17 protein-coding genes are annotated in these 16,457 nt (G+C 60.6%); 2 read left to right on the top strand and 15 right to left on the bottom strand.

All coding sequences use genetic code 11. The annotated features are described in order from the left end of the window. Positions 1–38 precede the first annotated feature (38 nt). The 15 genes from atpA to rpmH all read right to left on the bottom strand — a co-directional run bounded on the left by atpA (position 39) and on the right by rpmH (position 13,199). A complete protein-coding gene (gene atpA, locus NJG22_RS03940; RefSeq protein WP_038707082.1) occupies positions 39–1,583 on the bottom strand; it encodes a F0F1 ATP synthase subunit alpha in 1,545 nt (514 codons plus the stop codon). Between the two features lie 21 nt (positions 1,584–1,604). Then, complete coding sequence (locus NJG22_RS03945; RefSeq protein WP_023628561.1) at positions 1,605–2,141, bottom strand: F0F1 ATP synthase subunit delta; 537 nt, start codon at positions 2,139–2,141, stop codon at positions 1,605–1,607. A gap of 12 nt (positions 2,142–2,153) precedes the next feature. Beyond that, the gene (locus NJG22_RS03950; RefSeq protein ID WP_023383136.1) at positions 2,154–2,624 is read right to left on the bottom strand and encodes a F0F1 ATP synthase subunit B; all 471 of its coding nucleotides are present in this window, start codon (positions 2,622–2,624) and stop codon (positions 2,154–2,156) included. Positions 2,625–2,682: 58 nt separating this feature from the next. Then, positions 2,683–2,940 carry a F0F1 ATP synthase subunit C gene (gene atpE, locus NJG22_RS03955; protein WP_003097235.1) on the bottom strand — a complete coding sequence of 86 codons (258 nt, stop codon included), beginning with the start codon at positions 2,938–2,940 and terminating at the stop codon, positions 2,683–2,685. Between the two features lie 144 nt (positions 2,941–3,084). Next, a complete protein-coding gene (atpB, locus tag NJG22_RS03960; protein ID WP_253092738.1) occupies positions 3,085–3,954 on the bottom strand; it encodes a F0F1 ATP synthase subunit A in 870 nt (289 codons plus the stop codon). 16 nt (positions 3,955–3,970) lie between these two features. After that, a complete protein-coding gene (locus tag NJG22_RS03965; protein ID WP_008092225.1) occupies positions 3,971–4,378 on the bottom strand; it encodes a F0F1 ATP synthase subunit I in 408 nt (135 codons plus the stop codon). A 149-nt stretch (positions 4,379–4,527) separates the two neighbouring features. Further along, entirely contained in the window at positions 4,528–5,400 is an 873-nt protein-coding gene (locus NJG22_RS03970; RefSeq protein ID WP_134689119.1) for a ParB/RepB/Spo0J family partition protein, read from the bottom strand. A 9-nt stretch (positions 5,401–5,409) separates the two neighbouring features. Beyond that, a complete protein-coding gene (locus NJG22_RS03975) occupies positions 5,410–6,201 on the bottom strand; it encodes a ParA family protein (RefSeq protein WP_217851613.1) in 792 nt (263 codons plus the stop codon). An 18-nt stretch (positions 6,202–6,219) separates the two neighbouring features. Then, positions 6,220–6,870, bottom strand: coding sequence for a 16S rRNA (guanine(527)-N(7))-methyltransferase RsmG (gene rsmG, locus NJG22_RS03980; RefSeq protein ID WP_253092740.1), 651 nt, complete (start codon positions 6,868–6,870; stop codon positions 6,220–6,222). Further along, positions 6,867–8,759, bottom strand: coding sequence for a tRNA uridine-5-carboxymethylaminomethyl(34) synthesis enzyme MnmG (mnmG, locus tag NJG22_RS03985; protein WP_253092742.1), 1,893 nt, complete (start codon positions 8,757–8,759; stop codon positions 6,867–6,869). The genes rsmG and mnmG overlap by 4 nt, the downstream gene beginning before the upstream one ends. Positions 8,760–9,262: 503 nt before the next feature. Further along, positions 9,263–10,633 carry a tRNA uridine-5-carboxymethylaminomethyl(34) synthesis GTPase MnmE gene (mnmE, locus tag NJG22_RS03990; RefSeq protein ID WP_253092744.1) on the bottom strand — a complete coding sequence of 457 codons (1,371 nt, stop codon included), beginning with the start codon at positions 10,631–10,633 and terminating at the stop codon, positions 9,263–9,265. An 87-nt stretch (positions 10,634–10,720) separates the two neighbouring features. Continuing rightward, positions 10,721–12,406: a membrane protein insertase YidC gene (yidC, locus tag NJG22_RS03995; protein WP_253092746.1), complete on the bottom strand. Its 1,686-nt coding sequence runs from the start codon at positions 12,404–12,406 to the stop codon at positions 10,721–10,723. Between the two features lie 2 nt (positions 12,407–12,408). Then, positions 12,409–12,654: a membrane protein insertion efficiency factor YidD gene (gene yidD / locus NJG22_RS04000; protein ID WP_011536514.1), complete on the bottom strand. Its 246-nt coding sequence runs from the start codon at positions 12,652–12,654 to the stop codon at positions 12,409–12,411. Then, complete coding sequence (gene rnpA / locus NJG22_RS04005) at positions 12,647–13,051, bottom strand: ribonuclease P protein component (RefSeq protein ID WP_134689227.1); 405 nt, start codon at positions 13,049–13,051, stop codon at positions 12,647–12,649. The genes yidD and rnpA overlap by 8 nt, the downstream gene beginning before the upstream one ends. Before the next feature lie 13 nt (positions 13,052–13,064). Next, positions 13,065–13,199: a 50S ribosomal protein L34 gene (rpmH, locus tag NJG22_RS04010; protein WP_003253163.1), complete on the bottom strand. Its 135-nt coding sequence runs from the start codon at positions 13,197–13,199 to the stop codon at positions 13,065–13,067. Between the two features lie 579 nt (positions 13,200–13,778). Between rpmH and dnaA the strand changes: the two genes are divergently transcribed. Both dnaA and dnaN read left to right on the top strand, forming a co-directional pair. Continuing rightward, a complete protein-coding gene (dnaA, locus tag NJG22_RS04015; RefSeq protein ID WP_253092748.1) occupies positions 13,779–15,302 on the top strand; it encodes a chromosomal replication initiator protein DnaA in 1,524 nt (507 codons plus the stop codon). Positions 15,303–15,342: 40 nt separating this feature from the next. Continuing rightward, positions 15,343–16,446: a DNA polymerase III subunit beta gene (gene dnaN, locus NJG22_RS04020; protein ID WP_134689112.1), complete on the top strand. Its 1,104-nt coding sequence runs from the start codon at positions 15,343–15,345 to the stop codon at positions 16,444–16,446. The last annotated feature ends 11 nt before the right edge of the window (positions 16,447–16,457 follow it).

Consider the following 16,457-nt stretch of genomic DNA (forward strand, 5'->3'; position numbering starts at 1 on the left):
TCAGGTTAGCAAGCGGGGGCCGGAGCCCCCGCTGCGGCTTACCAGGTCTGGGTGGCCTTGAACTTCTCGATACCGGCTTTCATGCCCGCGTCGATTTCGTCGTTGAAGTCACCCTTCACGTTGATCTTGGCCATCAGTTCGGCGTGATCACGGTTGAAGTAGGCAATCAGCGCTTGCTCGAAGCTGCCAACCTTGGAGACTTCTACGTCGGTCAGGAAACCACGCTCAGCGGCGTACAGCGACAGGGCCATGTCGGCGATCGACATTGGCGCGTACTGCTTCTGCTTCATCAGCTCGGTAACGCGCTGACCATGCTCCAGCTGCTTGCGGGTAGCCTCGTCCAGGTCCGAAGCGAACTGGGCGAAGGCCGCCAGTTCACGGTACTGGGCCAGGGCGGTACGGATACCACCGGACAGCTTCTTGATGATCTTGGTCTGGGCGGCACCACCAACACGGGATACCGACACACCGGCGTTAACGGCAGGACGGATGCCTGCGTTGAACATGGCCGATTCCAGGAAGATCTGACCGTCGGTGATCGAGATCACGTTGGTCGGAACGAACGCGGAAACGTCGCCAGCCTGGGTTTCGATGATCGGCAGAGCGGTCAGCGAGCCAGTCTTGCCGGTTACGGCACCGTTGGTGAACTTCTCGACGTACTCTTCGGAAACGCGCGATGCACGCTCCAGCAGACGGGAGTGGAGATAGAACACGTCGCCTGGGTACGCTTCACGTCCTGGTGGACGGCGCAGCAGCAGGGAGATCTGACGGTAGGCAACGGCCTGCTTGGACAGGTCATCGTAAACGATCAGGGCGTCTTCGCCGCGGTCACGGAAGAACTCGCCCATGGTGCAGCCGGCGTAAGGCGCCAGGAACTGCAGCGCGGCGGATTCCGAAGCACTGGCAACGACCACGATGGTGTTGGCCAGGGCGCCGGCTTCTTCCAGCTTGCGAACGATGTTGGCAACGGTGGAACGCTTCTGGCCGACTGCAACATAAACACAGAAAATACCGGAGTCTTTCTGGTTGATGATGGCGTCGATGGCCATGGCGGTCTTGCCGATCTGACGGTCACCGATGATCAGCTCGCGCTGGCCACGGCCGACAGGGATCATGGCGTCGACGGACTTGTAGCCAGTCTGTACAGGCTGGTCTACCGACTTACGCCAGATCACGCCTGGAGCGACTTTCTCGACCGCGTCGGTCTGGGTGTTGCCCAGAGGACCTTTGCCGTCGATCGGGTTACCCAGTGCGTCGACGACGCGACCCAGCAGTTCCTTACCCACCGGAACTTCCAGGATGCGACCGGTGCACTTGGCGCTCATGCCTTCGGCGAGGGTGTCATAGGCACCCAGGATCACTGCACCTACGGAGTCTTGCTCCAGGTTCAGGGCCATGCCGAATACGCTGCCAGGGAACTCGATCATTTCGCCGTACATGACGTCGGCCAGACCGTGGATCCGCACGATGCCGTCGGAAACCGAAACGACGGTACCTTCGTTACGGGCTTGGGAGCCGACATCGAGGTTGTCGATGCGGCCCTTGATGATTTCACTAATTTCGGAAGGATTGAGTTGCTGCATTGCTCTGCTGCCCCTTCAAACTCAAGATTTCAAGGCTTCGGCCAGTTTCGCGATTTTCCCGCGAACCGAACCGTCGATTACCAGGTCGCCAGCGCGGATGACGACGCCGCCGATCAGGCTGGCATCCTCCGACGCGTGCAGGCGCACTTCCTGGCCTAACCGTGCACTGAGAACCTTGGCGAGTTTGTCTTGCTGTTCTTGGTTCAACGCAAAAGCACTGGTGACTTCCACGTCCACGGACTTCTCTTGCTCGGCCTTGTACAGGTCGAACAGAGTCGAAATCTCCGGCAGAAGCAGGAGACGTTCGTTTTCCGCGGCAACATGAATGAAATTCTGTGCCTTGGCGTCAAACTTGTCACCGCACACTTCAATGAATGCGGCGGCCTTTTCTGCGCTAGTCAGTTGCGGGGCCTTGAGCAGGCGCTGCATGGTGTCGTCTTGCGACACCGCAGCAGCCAGGCCGAGCATGGCTGACCAATTGGCCAGTTGCTGATGGGCCTGGGCATGCTCGAAGGCAGCCTTAGCGTAAGGTCGGGCCAACGTGGTCAGTTCTGCCATGATCGCCCTCGCTTAAATTTCAGCGGCCAGTTTGTTAACCAGCTCCGCATGCGCGTTTTGATCGATTGTGGCGCCAAGGATCTTTTCAGCACCGCCAACGGCCAGGGCACCCACTTGGGCACGCAGGGCGTCTTTGACGCTGTTCAGTTCCTGTTCGATCTCGGCTTGAGCCTGAGCCTTCACACGGTCAGCTTCGACGCGGGCCTGTTCACGGGCTTCCTCGACAAGCTGAGCAGCGCGTTTCTTGCTTTGCTCAATGATTTCGGCTGCCTGTGCCTTCGCTTCACGCAGTTGCTGACCCGCTTTCTCTTGGGCCAGCTCCAGGTCGCGAGCTGCGCGGTTGGCAGCGTCCAAGCCGTCGGCAATCTTCTTTTGGCGCTCTTGCAAAGCAGTAATGACCGGAGGCCATACGTACTTCATGCAGAAGAGTACAAAAATCAGGAAAGCAACGGATTGGCCAATCAGGGTTGCATTAATGTTCACGCCAACACCTCGCTCGGTCTTTGTTCATCACAGCAATCAACTCGTAAAAAACGAGTGATTAGCCGGCGATCTGACCAACGAAGGGGTTTGCGAAGGTGAAGAACAGAGCGATACCAACACCGATCATGGTCACGGCGTCGAGCAGGCCGGCAACGATGAACATTTTGACCTGCAGCATCGGAACCATTTCTGGCTGGCGAGCAGCGCCTTCCAGGAATTTGCCGCCCAGCAGGCCGAAACCAATGGCGGTACCCAGAGCACCCAGGCCGATCAGCAGAGCAACAGCGATAGCGGTCAGACCAACTACAGTTTCCATCTTTCCTCCCGACTTTTACGTCGTATTGGTTAGGTTTTTAGTTTGAAGCGGTAAAACAAATCGTTTGGTACAGCATGCCCTTGCGGACTTTTTAAGCCCTCCCCCCAAACCGGCGGGGAAGGCTATCAGACACGCCAGGCGGTCTTAATGGTTATCTTCATGGGCCATCGACAGGTAGACGATGGTCAGCATCATGAAGATGAAGGCTTGCAGGGTGATGATCAGGATGTGGAACACTGCCCACGCCCACTGCAGCACGATACCCAGGCCGCTGAGCCACAGGATACCGGCGCCGAACATCACCGCGATCAGGATGAACACCAGCTCGCCGGCGTACATGTTGCCGAACAGACGCAGTGCCAGCGAGATCGGCTTGGCGATCAGGGTGACGAATTCGAGCAGGAAGTTGACCGGAATCAGCAGGATCTGCACGAAGATGTTCTTGCTGCCAAACGGGTGCAGGGTCAGCTCGCCGATGAAGCCGCCCAGGCCCTTGACCTTGATGCTGTAGAAGATGATCAGGGCGAATACGCAGAAGGCCATGGCCAGGGTCGCGTTCGGGTCGGTGGTCGACACGGCGCGGAACGGAATGTGCGGATCACCGGAGATCAGGATGGCCAGCTGCGGAATCCAGTCGACCGGTACCAGGTCGATGGCGTTCATCAGGAACACCCAGACGAAGATGGTCAGCGCCAGTGGGGCGATCACCGGGCTACGGCCGTGGAAGGAGTCCTTCACGCTGCCGTTGACGAAGTCCACCAACACTTCCACGAAGTTCTGCAGGCCGCTCGGTTGCCCGGAAGTCGCCTTCTTGGCCGCCATGCGGAAGATGAACAGGAAGATCAGACCCAGCGCAACGGACCAGCCCAGGGTGTCCAGGTGGAACGCCCAGAAGCCCATTGCCTTGGCTTCTGCAGCCGAATGGGCGAAGCCCCAGCTGCCGTCTGGTAGTTGACCGTAGGTCAGGTTCTGCAAGTGGTGCTGGATATAACCCGAAGCGGTTTCTTCTGCCATGGTTGCCTCAAACGCCCTAAGGTCTCGAAAGTCTTTTATTCATCAGCAGGGGCGCGAACCAGCTGACCAAAAGGGTCAGCACGAAGACGCCGAATACTGCCAACGGCGCCAATGGCTTCACTCCTGCGAAGGTCAGTGCAAACAGCACTGCCGTCAAAATCATCTTGCCTGCCTCGCCTGCGTAGAACGACTTGACGATGGCCTGCGCCGCCCGGGCTCCGCTGAAGCGAAAAGCCTTCCAGGCGAAATACACATTGGGCAGCCAGGCAATCAAACCTCCGCAAAGGCCTGAATATCCACTGACCGCCCCTTTCCACTGCCACAACACCAAGGTTGCCAGCAGCAGCACGACAAATTGAGCCAGCAGAACCGGGAAAACCGCCCAGCGATGGAAAGGCAGGCGGTTTGGCGTGCGGATTTCCATCACAACTGCTCCTCGAAAGTCGACCGCCTCGTCAGCAATGACTTGGCATAATTTGTGCCGACAAAATGCGCGCAGAGTATAGGGGTGGATTAACCCCTATTCAACTCTTCGGTAGTGATTTCCGACTGCGCGCTACAACGGGAATTGTTTCAGCGGATGTGAGCAAGCACGCCTTGCAACTCGTCGAGCGAGTTATAGCGGATAACCAACTGGCCCTTGCCCTTGTTGCCATGGCGGATTTGCACGGCGGAGCCCAGGCGCTCTGCCAGACGCTGCTCGAGACGCGCGATGTCCGGATCAGGTTTGCTCGATTCGACCGGCTCAGGTTTGCCGTTGAGCCACTGGCGCACCAGTGCCTCGGTCTGGCGCACGGTGAGGCCGCGTGCGACAACGTGACGCGCCCCTTCTTCCTGGCGATCTTCCCCAAGGCCGAGCAAGGCGCGGGCGTGGCCCATCTCCAGGTCGCCGTGGGCGAGCATGGTCTTGATCGCCTCGGGCAGCGAAATCAGGCGCAGCAAGTTGGCCACGGTGACCCGCGACTTGCCGACGGCATCGGCCACTTGCTGCTGGGTCAGCTCGAACTCTTGCTGCAGGCGCTGCAAGGCCAGGGCTTCTTCCAGCGGGTTGAGGTCCTCGCGCTGGATGTTCTCGATCAGCGCCATGGCGATGGCGGCTTCGTCGGGCACTTCGCGGACCATGGCCGGCACGGTGTCCAGTCCGGCCTGCTGGGTGGCGCGCCAGCGCCGCTCACCGGCGATGATCTCGTAGCGGTTGTCGCCGATCGGGCGGACCACGATCGGTTGCATGACGCCATGCAGACGGATCGAGTGCGCCAGTTCCTCGAGCGCCTCGGGGTCCATGTCGCGACGCGGCTGGTACTTGCCGCGCTGGATCAGCTCGACCGGCAGCTGTTGCAGTTCCTTCTGGTCGATCTTGACAGCCTGCGCTTCCAGCGCGCTGACGGAAGGACCACTGAGCAGTGCATCCAACCCACGTCCGAGACCGCGTTTCTTGATGGCCATGCGGATTCCTTAAGTTGTCTGTGCAGTGCGTGATGGACGGCGCTGGCGGCGTACCAGTTCCCCGGCCAGGGCCAGGTAGGCCAGGGCGCCGCGGGACTGCTTGTCGTAGGCCAGTGCCGGCATGCCGAAGCTCGGCGCCTCGGCCAGGCGGATGTTGCGCGGGATCACCGTGTCGTACAGCTGGTCGCCGAAGTGCTCCTTGAGCTGCGCCGAAACATCGTTGTTCAGGCTCAGGCGCGGGTCGTACATGGTCCGCAGCAGGCCCTCGATCTTCAGCGCCGGGTTCAACCGAGCGGCGATGCGCTTGATGTTATCCACAAGGTCGCTCAAGCCTTCCAGCGCGTAATACTCGCACTGCATGGGGATGATCACGCCATCGGAGGCGACCAGGGCGTTGAGCGTCAGCATCGACAGCGACGGCGGGCAATCGATGAGGATGTAGTCGTAGTTCTCGCGGATCGGCGCCAGCGCGTTGCGCAGGCGGCTCTCCTTCATCTGCATCTCGAGCAGCACCACCTCGGCGGCGGTGAGGTCGCGGTTGGCCGGCAGCAGCTGGAAGCCGCCATGCTCGGAATAGTGCATGGCCTGGGCCAGGTCGCATTCCCCGATCAGCAGGTCGTACACCGAATGCTCGAGCTCGTGTTTATCCACACCGCTGCCCATGGTGGCGTTGCCCTGTGGATCGAGGTCGATCAGCAGCACGCGACGCTTGGTCGCGGCCAGCGATGCGGCGAGATTGATGCAGGTGGTGGTCTTGCCCACACCACCCTTCTGGTTCGCGATTGCGAATACCTTAGCCATTGTTGCGTGTGTTCCCAGTCATGCCTTGCGGCGCAGTATCAGCAGATGGCGCTGGCCCTGGCAACCTGGAACGGTCAGGGCCTGCTCGCTTTCCACTGTGAAGTCTGCGGGCAATGCTACCAGTTCATCGGCAGGATGCAGCCCCTTCATTGCAAGCCATTGCGTGCGGGCGTCACCCAGGTGGCGGGTCCAGTTGGTGAAATTCTCCATGCTGCTGAAGGCCCGGGAGATGATCCCGCAGAACGGCTGCTCGGGCTGGACCTCTTCCACCCGGCTGTGGATAACCGTCAGGTTGTCCAGTTTCAGCTCCATCTTCACCTGGGTGAGGAAGCGGGTCTTCTTGCCGTTGCTGTCGAGCACCGTCACCTGCTTGTGCGGGTGCAGGATGGCCAGCGGGATGCCCGGCATGCCGCCGCCACTGCCGACATCCAGCCAGCGCTGGGTGTCGTTGTGGATAAACGGCATGACGCTGAGGCTGTCGAGCAGATGGCGCGAAACCATTTCGTTCGGGTCGCGCACCGCGGTCAGGTTGTAGGCCTTGTTCCATTTGATCAACAGGGCCAGGTAGGCCAGTAGCAACTGGTGCTGCTGCGCGCTCAGCTCGACACCGAGCTGGCGCGCACCTGTGGACAACTCTTCGGCGTGTTGCGGGGTGACCAGGGAACTCAAGCGCTTTGCTCCAATTCGCGGCCTGCGCCGCGTTTTTTCAAGTGAATCAGCAACAGGGAAATCGCCGCCGGGGTAACCCCCGGAATGCGCGACGCCTGGCCCAGGGTCTCGGGGCGGGTCTGCTCGAGCTTGCCCTGGATCTCCTTGGACAGGCCGGAAATCGTGGTGTAGTCGATATCCACAGGCAGGCGGGTGTCCTCGCTGGCGCGCAGACGGGCGATCTCTTCCTGCTGGCGGTCGATGTAGCCGGCGTACTTGGTCTTGATCTCGACCTGCTCGGCGACCTGTGGATCGATGACCTCGCCACCGGTCGCTTCGATCAACCCAGCGTAGTCGACCTCCGGACGGGCCAACAGGTTCAGCAGGCTGTACTCGTGGGCCAGCGGCGTGCCGAACTTATCCACAATGGCCTGGCCCTGCGGGGTGCCTGGACGCACCCAGGTGTTCTTCAGACGTTGTTCTTCCCGCTCGATGCCTTCGCGCTTGGCGCAGAACGCCGCCCAGCGGGCGTCGTCGATCAGGCCCAGCTCGCGGCCCTTTTCGGTCAGGCGCAGGTCGGCGTTGTCCTCGCGCAGGATCAACCGGTACTCGGCGCGCGAGGTGAACATGCGGTACGGCTCCTGGGTACCCAGGGTGATCAGGTCGTCGACCAGTACCCCGATGTATGCCTCGTCGCGGCGCGGACACCAGCTTTCGCGACCCTGCGCGCGCAGCGCGGCGTTGGTCCCGGCCAGCAGGCCCTGGGCGCCGGCTTCTTCGTAGCCGGTGGTGCCGTTGATCTGGCCGGCGAAGAACAGGCCGCCGATGACCTTGGTCTCGAGGCTGTACTTGAGGTCGCGTGGGTCGAAGTAGTCGTACTCGATGGCGTAGCCCGGGCGCACGATGTGGGCGTTTTCCATGCCGCGGATCGAGCGGACGATCTGCAGCTGCACGTCGAACGGCAGCGAGGTCGAAATGCCGTTGGGGTACAGCTCATGGGTGGTCAGGCCTTCCGGCTCGATGAACACCTGGTGGCTTTCCTTGTCGGCGAAGCGATGGATCTTGTCCTCGATCGACGGGCAGTAACGCGGGCCGATGCCTTCGATCACCCCCGAGTACATCGGCGAACGGTCGAGGTTCGAGGCGATGATCTCGTGGGTGCGGGCATTGGTGTGGGTGATCCAGCAGCTCACCTGGCGTGGGTGCATCTGCGCGTCGCCCATGAACGACATCACTGGGATAGGGGTATCGCCGGGTTGCTCGGTCATCACCGAGAAGTCCACCGAACGGCCATCGATACGCGGCGGCGTGCCGGTTTTCAGGCGGCCGACGCGCAGCGGCAATTCACGCATGCGGCTGGCCAGGGCGTTGGCGGGTGGATCGCCGGCGCGACCACCGGAGTAGTTCTGCAGACCGATGTGGATCAGCCCGCCGAGGAAGGTGCCGCTGGTCAACACCACCGAGTCGGCGAAGAAGCGCAGGCCCATTTGCGTGACCACGCCCTTGACCTGGTCCTGCTCGACGATCAGGTCATCGCAGGATTGCTGGAATATCCACAGGTTCGGCTGGTTTTCCAGTATCTCGCGCACCACCGCCTTGTAGATGGCGCGGTCGGCCTGCGCACGGGTGGCGCGCACCGCCGGCCCCTTGCGGTTGTTCAGGATGCGGAACTGGATGCCGCTCTTGTCGGTGGCCAACGCCATGGCGCCGCCGAGCGCATCGATTTCCTTGACCAGGTGGCTCTTGCCGATGCCACCGATGGCCGGGTTGCAACTCATGTGACCGAGGGTTTCCACGTTGTGGGTCAGCAACAGGGTCTTCACACCCATGCGTGCGGACGCAAGCGCAGCCTCGGTACCGGCATGGCCGCCGCCGATGACGATCACTTCAAAACGGGAAGGGAAATCCACCACGCACCTCGTGCCTGTTTTTGCGAATAGAGAAGGGAAGCGGACCAGTATAGGGGCTAAGCCCCCTTCGATAAACCTTCTGAACAAAATTTGACCAGGCTGTGGATGAATGGCAGGTAAAAGAAAACAAAGAGGAAAAATTTAAAAAAGCTTTGTTTTTATGTTTATTCTTAGGCACCTATCCACATGTGGATAACTGCTTTAAGCCCAATAATGGTGGTGCCTGCAAGGTTTCATAACCCTGTGTCCCAATAGGCCTGAGGGGTCTGGATAACCGCGTGTAAGCTGTGGATGAAAGTAATGGTTATCAACAGGCGGGGTTGTCCTCAGAAAAAAAGCCTGGTTATCAACGGAGCTGAAGGCGAGTTTTCCACAGAGCTTATACGCATCAAATTGCATCTGTTGATGGAATTCGCGAGGTAAGCACGCCCTGCGTGAGCGAATCACAGGCAAAAAAAAGCCGCTCCTGAAGGAGCGGCCTTGGTTTTTTCGCAAATTGTGGATTACTTGCCGATACAGAAGCTCGAGAAGATCCGGCCCAGCAGGTCATCCGAGCTGAACGCCCCGGTGATTTCCCCCAACGCCTGCTGTGCCTGGCGCAGATCCTCTGCCAATAGCTCGCCGGCGCCCGCCAGGGTCAACTGCGCGCGACCATGCTCGAGGTGCTCACAGGCCTGGCGCAGTGCTTCCAGGTGTCGGCGGCGGGCGCTGAAACTGCTTTCGGCGGTCTGTTCATAGCCCATGCAGGCCTTGAGGTGGTCACGCAGCAGTTCCAGGCCCATGTCGCTGTCGCGGGCACTCAGGGTAATGGTCACGTGACCGTCGTCGCTCTGCTCCATCCCCACCCGCTCACCGCTGAGGTCAGCCTTGTTACGGATCAGCGTGACCTTGGCCAGGTCCGGGCGCTGGTCGAGAAATTCCGGCCATAGGGCGAACGGATCGCTGGCTTCTGGCGCGGTGGAATCCACCACCAACAGCACCCGATCGGCCTCGCCGATGGCTTTGAGGGCGCGTTCGACACCGATCTTTTCCACATGGTCGTCGGTATCGCGCAGCCCTGCGGTGTCGACCACGTGCAGCGGCATGCCATCGATGTGGATATGTTCGCGGAGGATGTCCCGGGTAGTGCCGGCAATGTCGGTGACGATCGCCGCCTCACGCCCAGCCAACTGGTTGAGCAAGCTCGACTTGCCGGCATTCGGCCGACCGGCGATGACCACGGTCATGCCGTCACGCAGCAAGGCACCTTGCCCGGCCTCGCGCTGCACGCCGGACAGTTCGTCGCGCACCTCGTCGAGCATGCGCAGCACATGGCCGTCGGCGAGGAAGTCGATTTCCTCCTCGGGGAAGTCGATCGCCGCCTCGACGTAGATGCGCAGGGCGATCAACGCCTCGGTCAGGCTGTGCACACGCTTGGAGAACGCGCCTTGCAGCGAGCGCAAGGCATTGCGCGCGGCCTGGGTGGAGCTGGCTTCGATCAGGTCGGCGATGGCTTCGGCCTGGGCCAGGTCGAGCTTGTCATTGAGAAACGCCCGCTCGCTGAACTCGCCCGGGCGCGCCAAGCGGCAACCCAGCTGCAGGCAACGCTGCAGCAGCATGTCCATCACCACCGGGCCGCCGTGGCCCTGTAGCTCGAGCACGTCCTCACCGGTGAACGAGTTCGGCCCTGGGAAAAACAGCGCGATGCCTTCGTCCAGGACCAGGCCGTCGCTATCGCGAAACGGACCATAGTGGGCATGTCGCGGGGTCAAGGTGCGGCCGGTGATGGCCAGCCCGGCCTGGCTGGCCAACGGCCCGGACAAGCGAACGATACCGACCCCGCCACGGCCCTGGGCGGTGGCGATGGCGGCAATGGTGTCACGCACAGTGTTCATGCTCGAAAGCCTCTACAACGAATTCGTCAGATAGCAAAAACGCCCCACTAGGGGGCGTTTTTATTCACAGGCAAACCGGGTTGCCCGTCAAGCGGCAGCTTTCTTGGTCGCCGCTTCGATGCTACGGGTGATGTACCACTGCTGCGCGATCGACAGGCAGTTGTTCACAACCCAGTACAGCACCAGGCCAGCCGGGAACCACAGGAAGAAGAAGGTGAAGATGATAGGCATCATTTTCATCACCTTGGCCTGCATCGGATCCGGCGGCGTCGGGTTCAGGCGCTGCTGGATGAACATGGTGGCGCCCATGATGATCGGCAGGATGAAGAACGGATCCTTGATCGACAGGTCGGTAATCCACAGCATCCATGGGGCCTGGCGCATCTCTACGCTTTCCAGCAGTACCCAGTACAGCGCCAGGAACACCGGCATCTGTACCAGGATCGGCAGGCAGCCGCCCAGCGGGTTGATCTTCTCTTTCTTGTACAGCTCCATCATCGCCTGGGACATCTTCTGGCGATCGTCACCGAAGCGTTCCTTGAGCTGGGCCAGTTTCGGCGCCACGGCACGCATGCGCGCCATCGAACGGTAGCTGGCGGCAGAGAGGGGGAAGAACAGGCCCTTGATCAGCATGGTCAGGACAATGATCGACCAGCCCCAGTTACCCAACAGGCTGTGGATATGTTGCAGCAGCCAGAAGATCGGCTGGGCGATGAACCACAGGAAGCCGTAGTCGACGGTCAACTCCAGGCCTGGGGACAACTCCTTGAGCTTGGACTGAATCTTCGGGCCGGCATACAGCATGGCGCTGGTTTCGACCTTGCCGCCGGCTGGCACGTTCAGGGCCGGGCCGGTGTAGCCGATGATGTAGTTGCCCTGGCTGTCCTTGCGGGTCTGGACGGCGTTGTTGTCCGACTTGCTCGGAATCCAGGCGGTGACGAAGTAGTGCTGCAGCCAGGCGACCCAGCCGCCGGACACGTTTTCTTGCAGACCGCCCTTGTCCATGTCCTTCATCGACACTTTCTTGTACGGCTCGGAAGCTGTCCACAGGGCCGCGCCCAGGTAAGTGGCAGTGCCGGTGGCGGTGCTCGACGACGGATCGGAGCTGGCGTCACGCTTGAGCTGGGCAAACATGTTGCCGCTCCAGGCCTGAGCGCTCTGGTTGTCGATCAGGTAGCTGACGGTCAGGTCGTACTCGCCGCGCTTGAGGCTGAAGCGCTTGATGTAGTTGACGCCGTTTTCGCTGAACTTCAGCTCGACCACCAGTTGGTTTTGCCCGTCGGCCAGCTGGTAGCTCTTCTGCTCGGTGGCATACAGCGGACGGCCGCTGGCGCGGTCCGGACCGTTGCTGCCGATCAGGCCGCTCTGGGCCAGGTAGACACGCTCGCCGCCGTTGTCGAACAACTGGAACGGAATTTCAGGATGGTCCTGACGGCGTGGGTACTTAGGCAGGGTCAGCTGGACAATATCGCCGCCAACCGGGTCGATAGCCAGGTTCAGGACATCGGTCTTGACCTGGATCAGGTCCTTGCTGACCGCAACGGGCGCTGGCGCCACGCCAGTGTTGCCGGCTTGGGCATCGACGCTCGGCAAATCGGCGTTGGCGCCGTTGTTGCTGGCGGGCACGCTGTCCGGCAGGGACGCAGTGGCATTGCTGGCGGCAGCATGCTGAGTCGGCAGGGCAGCCTGGCCATAGTCCTGGTTCCACTTGAGGACCATGACATAGGACACGATTGCCAGGGCGACGATCAGGATCGTGCGTTTAATATCCATGATTACTCGGCTATCGAAGAAGTTCGGGAGGAAGGAGCTGGTGGAACGGGATCGAAACCGCCGTCGTTCCACGGATGACAACGCCCCAGGCGACGAACGGCCAGCCACCCACCACGCAAGAGGCCATGGTTTTCGATGGCTTCATAGGCGTAACAGGAACAGCTGGGATAGAAACGACAGTGACTGGCCATCAGTGGACTGATGGCGTAACGATAAAACTGGATCGGAACGAGTGCCAGTTTACGCATCGTGACTGTCTACCCCTGCGGTATCGGCATTGACCGCTGGAGAGGGCCGACTGCGAACCAGTCGCTTCCAGAGCTTGCCAAAGTGTTGGTGCAATTCTGGGTTTTCCACTTCGCCCAACCCCTTGCGCGCGACGATCACGATATCCAGACCAGCCAACAACTGCTGGTTCAGGCGGAACGAATCGCGCATCAGGCGTTTCAGGCGATTGCGTTGAACGGCGAGCTTGACGCTTTTCTTGCCGATCACCAGGCCGAGGCGTGGGTGATCGAGGCCGTTCTCGCGGGCAAGGATAAGCAGGTTTTTCCCTGGAACCTTGCCGGTTGGGGAGTCGAAGACCGCTTTGAAATGCCGGGGTGTAAGCAGTCGCTTTTCCCGACTGAAGTCCTGACTCACCACCTGTGCCGGAAAATCAAATGGCCAGACGCTTACGGCCTTTGGCACGACGACGCGACAGTACGGCGCGGCCGTTCTTGGTAGCCATACGGGCACGGAAACCGTGGGTGCGGGCGCGCTTGATGGTGCTTGGTTGGAAAGTACGTTTCATGGCGTGTTACCTGGGTTGGTCGACAACGGGCCGGAAGGGCCCCCTTTTTAAGAGATCGGCGATTCTAGAGAAAGCAAGGCAATAGGTCAATTTCCAACCAGCCTTTCCTTATGGAAGGTCGAGTGGGCCAATGCCGTGCAGTGGGCACTGGATCATCGGACACACCGGTTACTGAAAAAAACAAAGAGGCATATAAAAAGCTTTTCTGAAGATCTTAAAGAGTTTAGGTGGATAACCTTCTGTGGATAACCAGGCTAAGCCCAATATCCATGCTATGTACAGAGTTTCAAAACCTTGTCGGTAACGGGTGCTGTGACTGTGCTGGGCATGGGTACAACCTGTGCAGCAAAAGGCTGTTTATCCACAAGCGTTTTATCCACAGGGTTGAACTCAGGGTTGTGCATAGCCCTCAGGTGCGTTTATCCACAGAGCTTATTCACACGCTGAAACGGTATTCCCGTCTGATTTTGGCGTCTTTACCCTGCCTGTGGCCGTCGCCACGTGTGGATAAGTAACCCTGTGCCCGGTACAATGGCGGTTTGTTTTTGCCTCATCCGGCTTTCAACTCAGGGGATATCCGTGTCAGTGGAACTTTGGCAGCAGTGCGTGGAGCTTCTGCGCGATGAACTGCCTGCCCAGCAATTCAACACCTGGATCCGTCCGCTACAGGTCGAAGCCGAAGGCGACGAGTTGCGCGTCTATGCGCCCAACCGCTTCGTTCTCGATTGGGTCAATGAAAAGTACCTTGGCCGTTTGCTTGAGCTGCTCGGCGAACAAGGCAGCGGTATTGCCCCCGCCCTTTCCTTATTAATAGGCAGCCGCCGCAGCTCGGCGGCACGTGCCGCACCCAATGCCCCGGTCAGCGCCGCGGTTGCCGCGCAACAGGCGCAGCAGAGCGCCCAGGTCGCGCGCCCGGTCGAGCCGGTCAGCGCGCCGGTGGCCGAGCCGGCGCAGGTAGCCGAGGCCGTCGAGGAACCGACCTCTCGCGACAGTTTCGACAGCATGGCCGAACCTGCGCCAACGCCGACCACCGGCGGGCGCAGCGAGCAGCGCACGGTGCAGGTCGAGGGCGCGCTCAAGCACACCAGCTACCTGAACCGCACCTTCACCTTCGAAACCTTCGTCGAGGGTAAGTCCAACCAGCTGGCCCGCGCCGCCGCCTGGCAGGTGGCCGACAACCCCAAGCACGGCTACAACCCGCTGTTCCTTTATGGCGGTGTCGGTTTGGGTAAGACCCACTTGATGCACGCTGTGGGCAACCACCTGCTGAAGAAGAACCCGAACGCCAAGGTGGTGTACCTGCACTCGGAGCGCTTCGTCGCCGACATGGTCAAGGCCTTGCAGCTCAACGCCATCAACGAGTTCAAGCGCTTCTACCGTTCGGTCGATGCGCTGCTGATCGACGATATCCAGTTCTTCGCCCGCAAGGAGCGTTCCCAGGAAGAGTTTTTCCACACCTTCAACGCCCTGCTCGAAGGCGGCCAACAGGTGATTCTCACCAGTGACCGCTATCCGAAGGAAATCGAAGGCCTGGAAGAACGCCTGAAGTCGCGCTTCGGTTGGGGCCTGACCGTGGCAGTCGAGCCGCCCGAGCTGGAAACCCGCGTGGCGATCTTGATGAAGAAGGCCGACCAGGCCAAGGTCGAGCTGCCGCACGATGCCGCGTTCTTCATCGCCCAGCGCATCCGCTCCAACGTGCGTGAACTGGAAGGCGCCCTGAAGCGGGTGATCGCCCATTCGCATTTCATGGGCCGCGACATCACCATCGAGCTGATCCGCGAGTCGCTAAAGGACTTGCTGGCGCTGCAAGACAAACTGGTCAGTGTGGATAACATCCAGCGCACCGTGGCCGAGTACTACAAGATCAAGATCGCCGATCTGCTGTCCAAGCGCCGTTCGCGCTCGGTGGCGCGCCCGCGCCAGGTGGCCATGGCGTTGTCCAAGGAGCTGACCAACCACAGCTTGCCGGAAATCGGCGACATGTTTGGCGGCCGCGACCACACCACCGTGCTGCACGCCTGCCGCAAGATCAATGAATTGAAGGAATCCGACGCGGACATCCGCGAGGACTACAAGAACCTGCTGCGTACGCTGACGACCTGATGGCCGTCTGCGCAGCTTATTGAAGGCAAGGGACTAGACCATGCATTTCACCATTCAACGCGAAGCCCTGTTGAAACCCCTGCAACTGGTCGCCGGCGTCGTCGAGCGCCGCCAGACCTTGCCGGTACTGTCCAACGTGCTGCTGGTCGTGCAAGGCCAGCAACTGTCGTTGACCGGTACCGACCTGGAAGTCGAACTGGTTGGCCGCGTCCAGCTGGAAGAGCCTGCGGAGCCAGGCGAGATCACCGTCCCGGCGCGCAAGCTGATGGACATCTGCAAGAGCCTGCCCAGCGACGTGCTGATCGACATCAAGGTCGACGAGCAGAAGCTGCTGGTCAAGGCCGGTCGCAGCCGTTTCACCCTGTCGACCCTGCCGGCCAATGACTTCCCCACTGTGGAAGAAGGCCCAGGCTCGCTGACCTGCAACCTGGAACAGAGCAAGCTGCGTCGCCTCATCGAACGCACCAGCTTCGCCATGGCCCAGCAGGACGTGCGTTACTACCTCAACGGCATGCTGCTGGAGGTGTCCACCGATACCCTGCGCGCCGTTGCCACCGACGGTCACCGTCTGGCCCTGTGTGCCATGCAGGCGCCGATTGGCCAGGCGGATCGTCACCAGGTCATCGTGCCACGCAAGGGTATCCTTGAACTGGCACGCCTGCTCACCGATCCGGAAGGCATGGTCAGCATCGTCCTGGGCCAGCACCACATCCGCGCGACCACCGGTGAATTTACCTTTACCTCCAAGCTGGTCGATGGCAAGTTCCCAGACTACGAGCGCGTCCTGCCCAAGGGCGGTGACAAGCTGGTTATCGGTGATCGCCAGGCCCTGCGCGAAGCGTTCAGCCGTACCGCGATCCTGTCCAACGAGAAGTACCGTGGTATTCGCCTGCAGCTGGCCGCCGGCCAGCTGAAGATCCAGGCCAACAACCCGGAACAGGAAGAAGCGGAAGAAGAGATCAGCGTAGACTACAACGGCAGCTCGCTGGAGATCGGTTTCAACGTCAGCTACCTGCTGGACGTGCTGGGTGTCATGACCACCGAACAGGTTCGCCTGATTCTGTCTGACTCCAACAGCAGCGCCTTGCTGCAGGAAGCGGGCAATGACGACTCGTCCTACGTTGTCATGCCGATGCGTCTGTAACCTAAGCAGGC

It is taken from the genome of Pseudomonas sp. VA159-2, assembly GCF_024126635.1.
In the GTDB taxonomy this organism is placed as follows: Bacteria; Pseudomonadota; Gammaproteobacteria; order Pseudomonadales; family Pseudomonadaceae; genus Aquipseudomonas; species Aquipseudomonas muyukensis.

Excerpts from the sequence above, each read along its gene's own strand:
- atpA (WP_038707082.1), bottom strand. The coding sequence starts at position 1,583 with ATGCAGCAACTCAATCCTTCCGAAATTAGTGAAATCATCAAGGGCCGC.
- NJG22_RS03945 (WP_023628561.1), bottom strand. The coding sequence starts at position 2,141 with ATGGCAGAACTGACCACGTTGGCCCGACCTTACGCTAAGGCTGCCTTC.
- atpE (WP_003097235.1), bottom strand. The coding sequence starts at position 2,940 with ATGGAAACTGTAGTTGGTCTGACCGCTATCGCTGTTGCTCTGCTGATC.
- atpB (WP_253092738.1), bottom strand. The coding sequence starts at position 3,954 with ATGGCAGAAGAAACCGCTTCGGGTTATATCCAGCACCACTTGCAGAAC.
- NJG22_RS03965 (WP_008092225.1), bottom strand. The coding sequence starts at position 4,378 with ATGGAAATCCGCACGCCAAACCGCCTGCCTTTCCATCGCTGGGCGGTT.
- NJG22_RS03970 (WP_134689119.1), bottom strand. The coding sequence starts at position 5,400 with ATGGCCATCAAGAAACGCGGTCTCGGACGTGGGTTGGATGCACTGCTC.
- NJG22_RS03975 (WP_217851613.1), bottom strand. The coding sequence starts at position 6,201 with ATGGCTAAGGTATTCGCAATCGCGAACCAGAAGGGTGGTGTGGGCAAG.
- mnmE (WP_253092744.1), bottom strand. The coding sequence starts at position 10,633 with ATGAACACTGTGCGTGACACCATTGCCGCCATCGCCACCGCCCAGGGC.
- yidC (WP_253092746.1), bottom strand. The coding sequence starts at position 12,406 with ATGGATATTAAACGCACGATCCTGATCGTCGCCCTGGCAATCGTGTCC.
- yidD (WP_011536514.1), bottom strand. The coding sequence starts at position 12,654 with ATGCGTAAACTGGCACTCGTTCCGATCCAGTTTTATCGTTACGCCATC.
- rpmH (WP_003253163.1), bottom strand. The coding sequence starts at position 13,199 with ATGAAACGTACTTTCCAACCAAGCACCATCAAGCGCGCCCGCACCCAC.
- dnaN (WP_134689112.1), top strand. The coding sequence starts at position 15,343 with ATGCATTTCACCATTCAACGCGAAGCCCTGTTGAAACCCCTGCAACTG.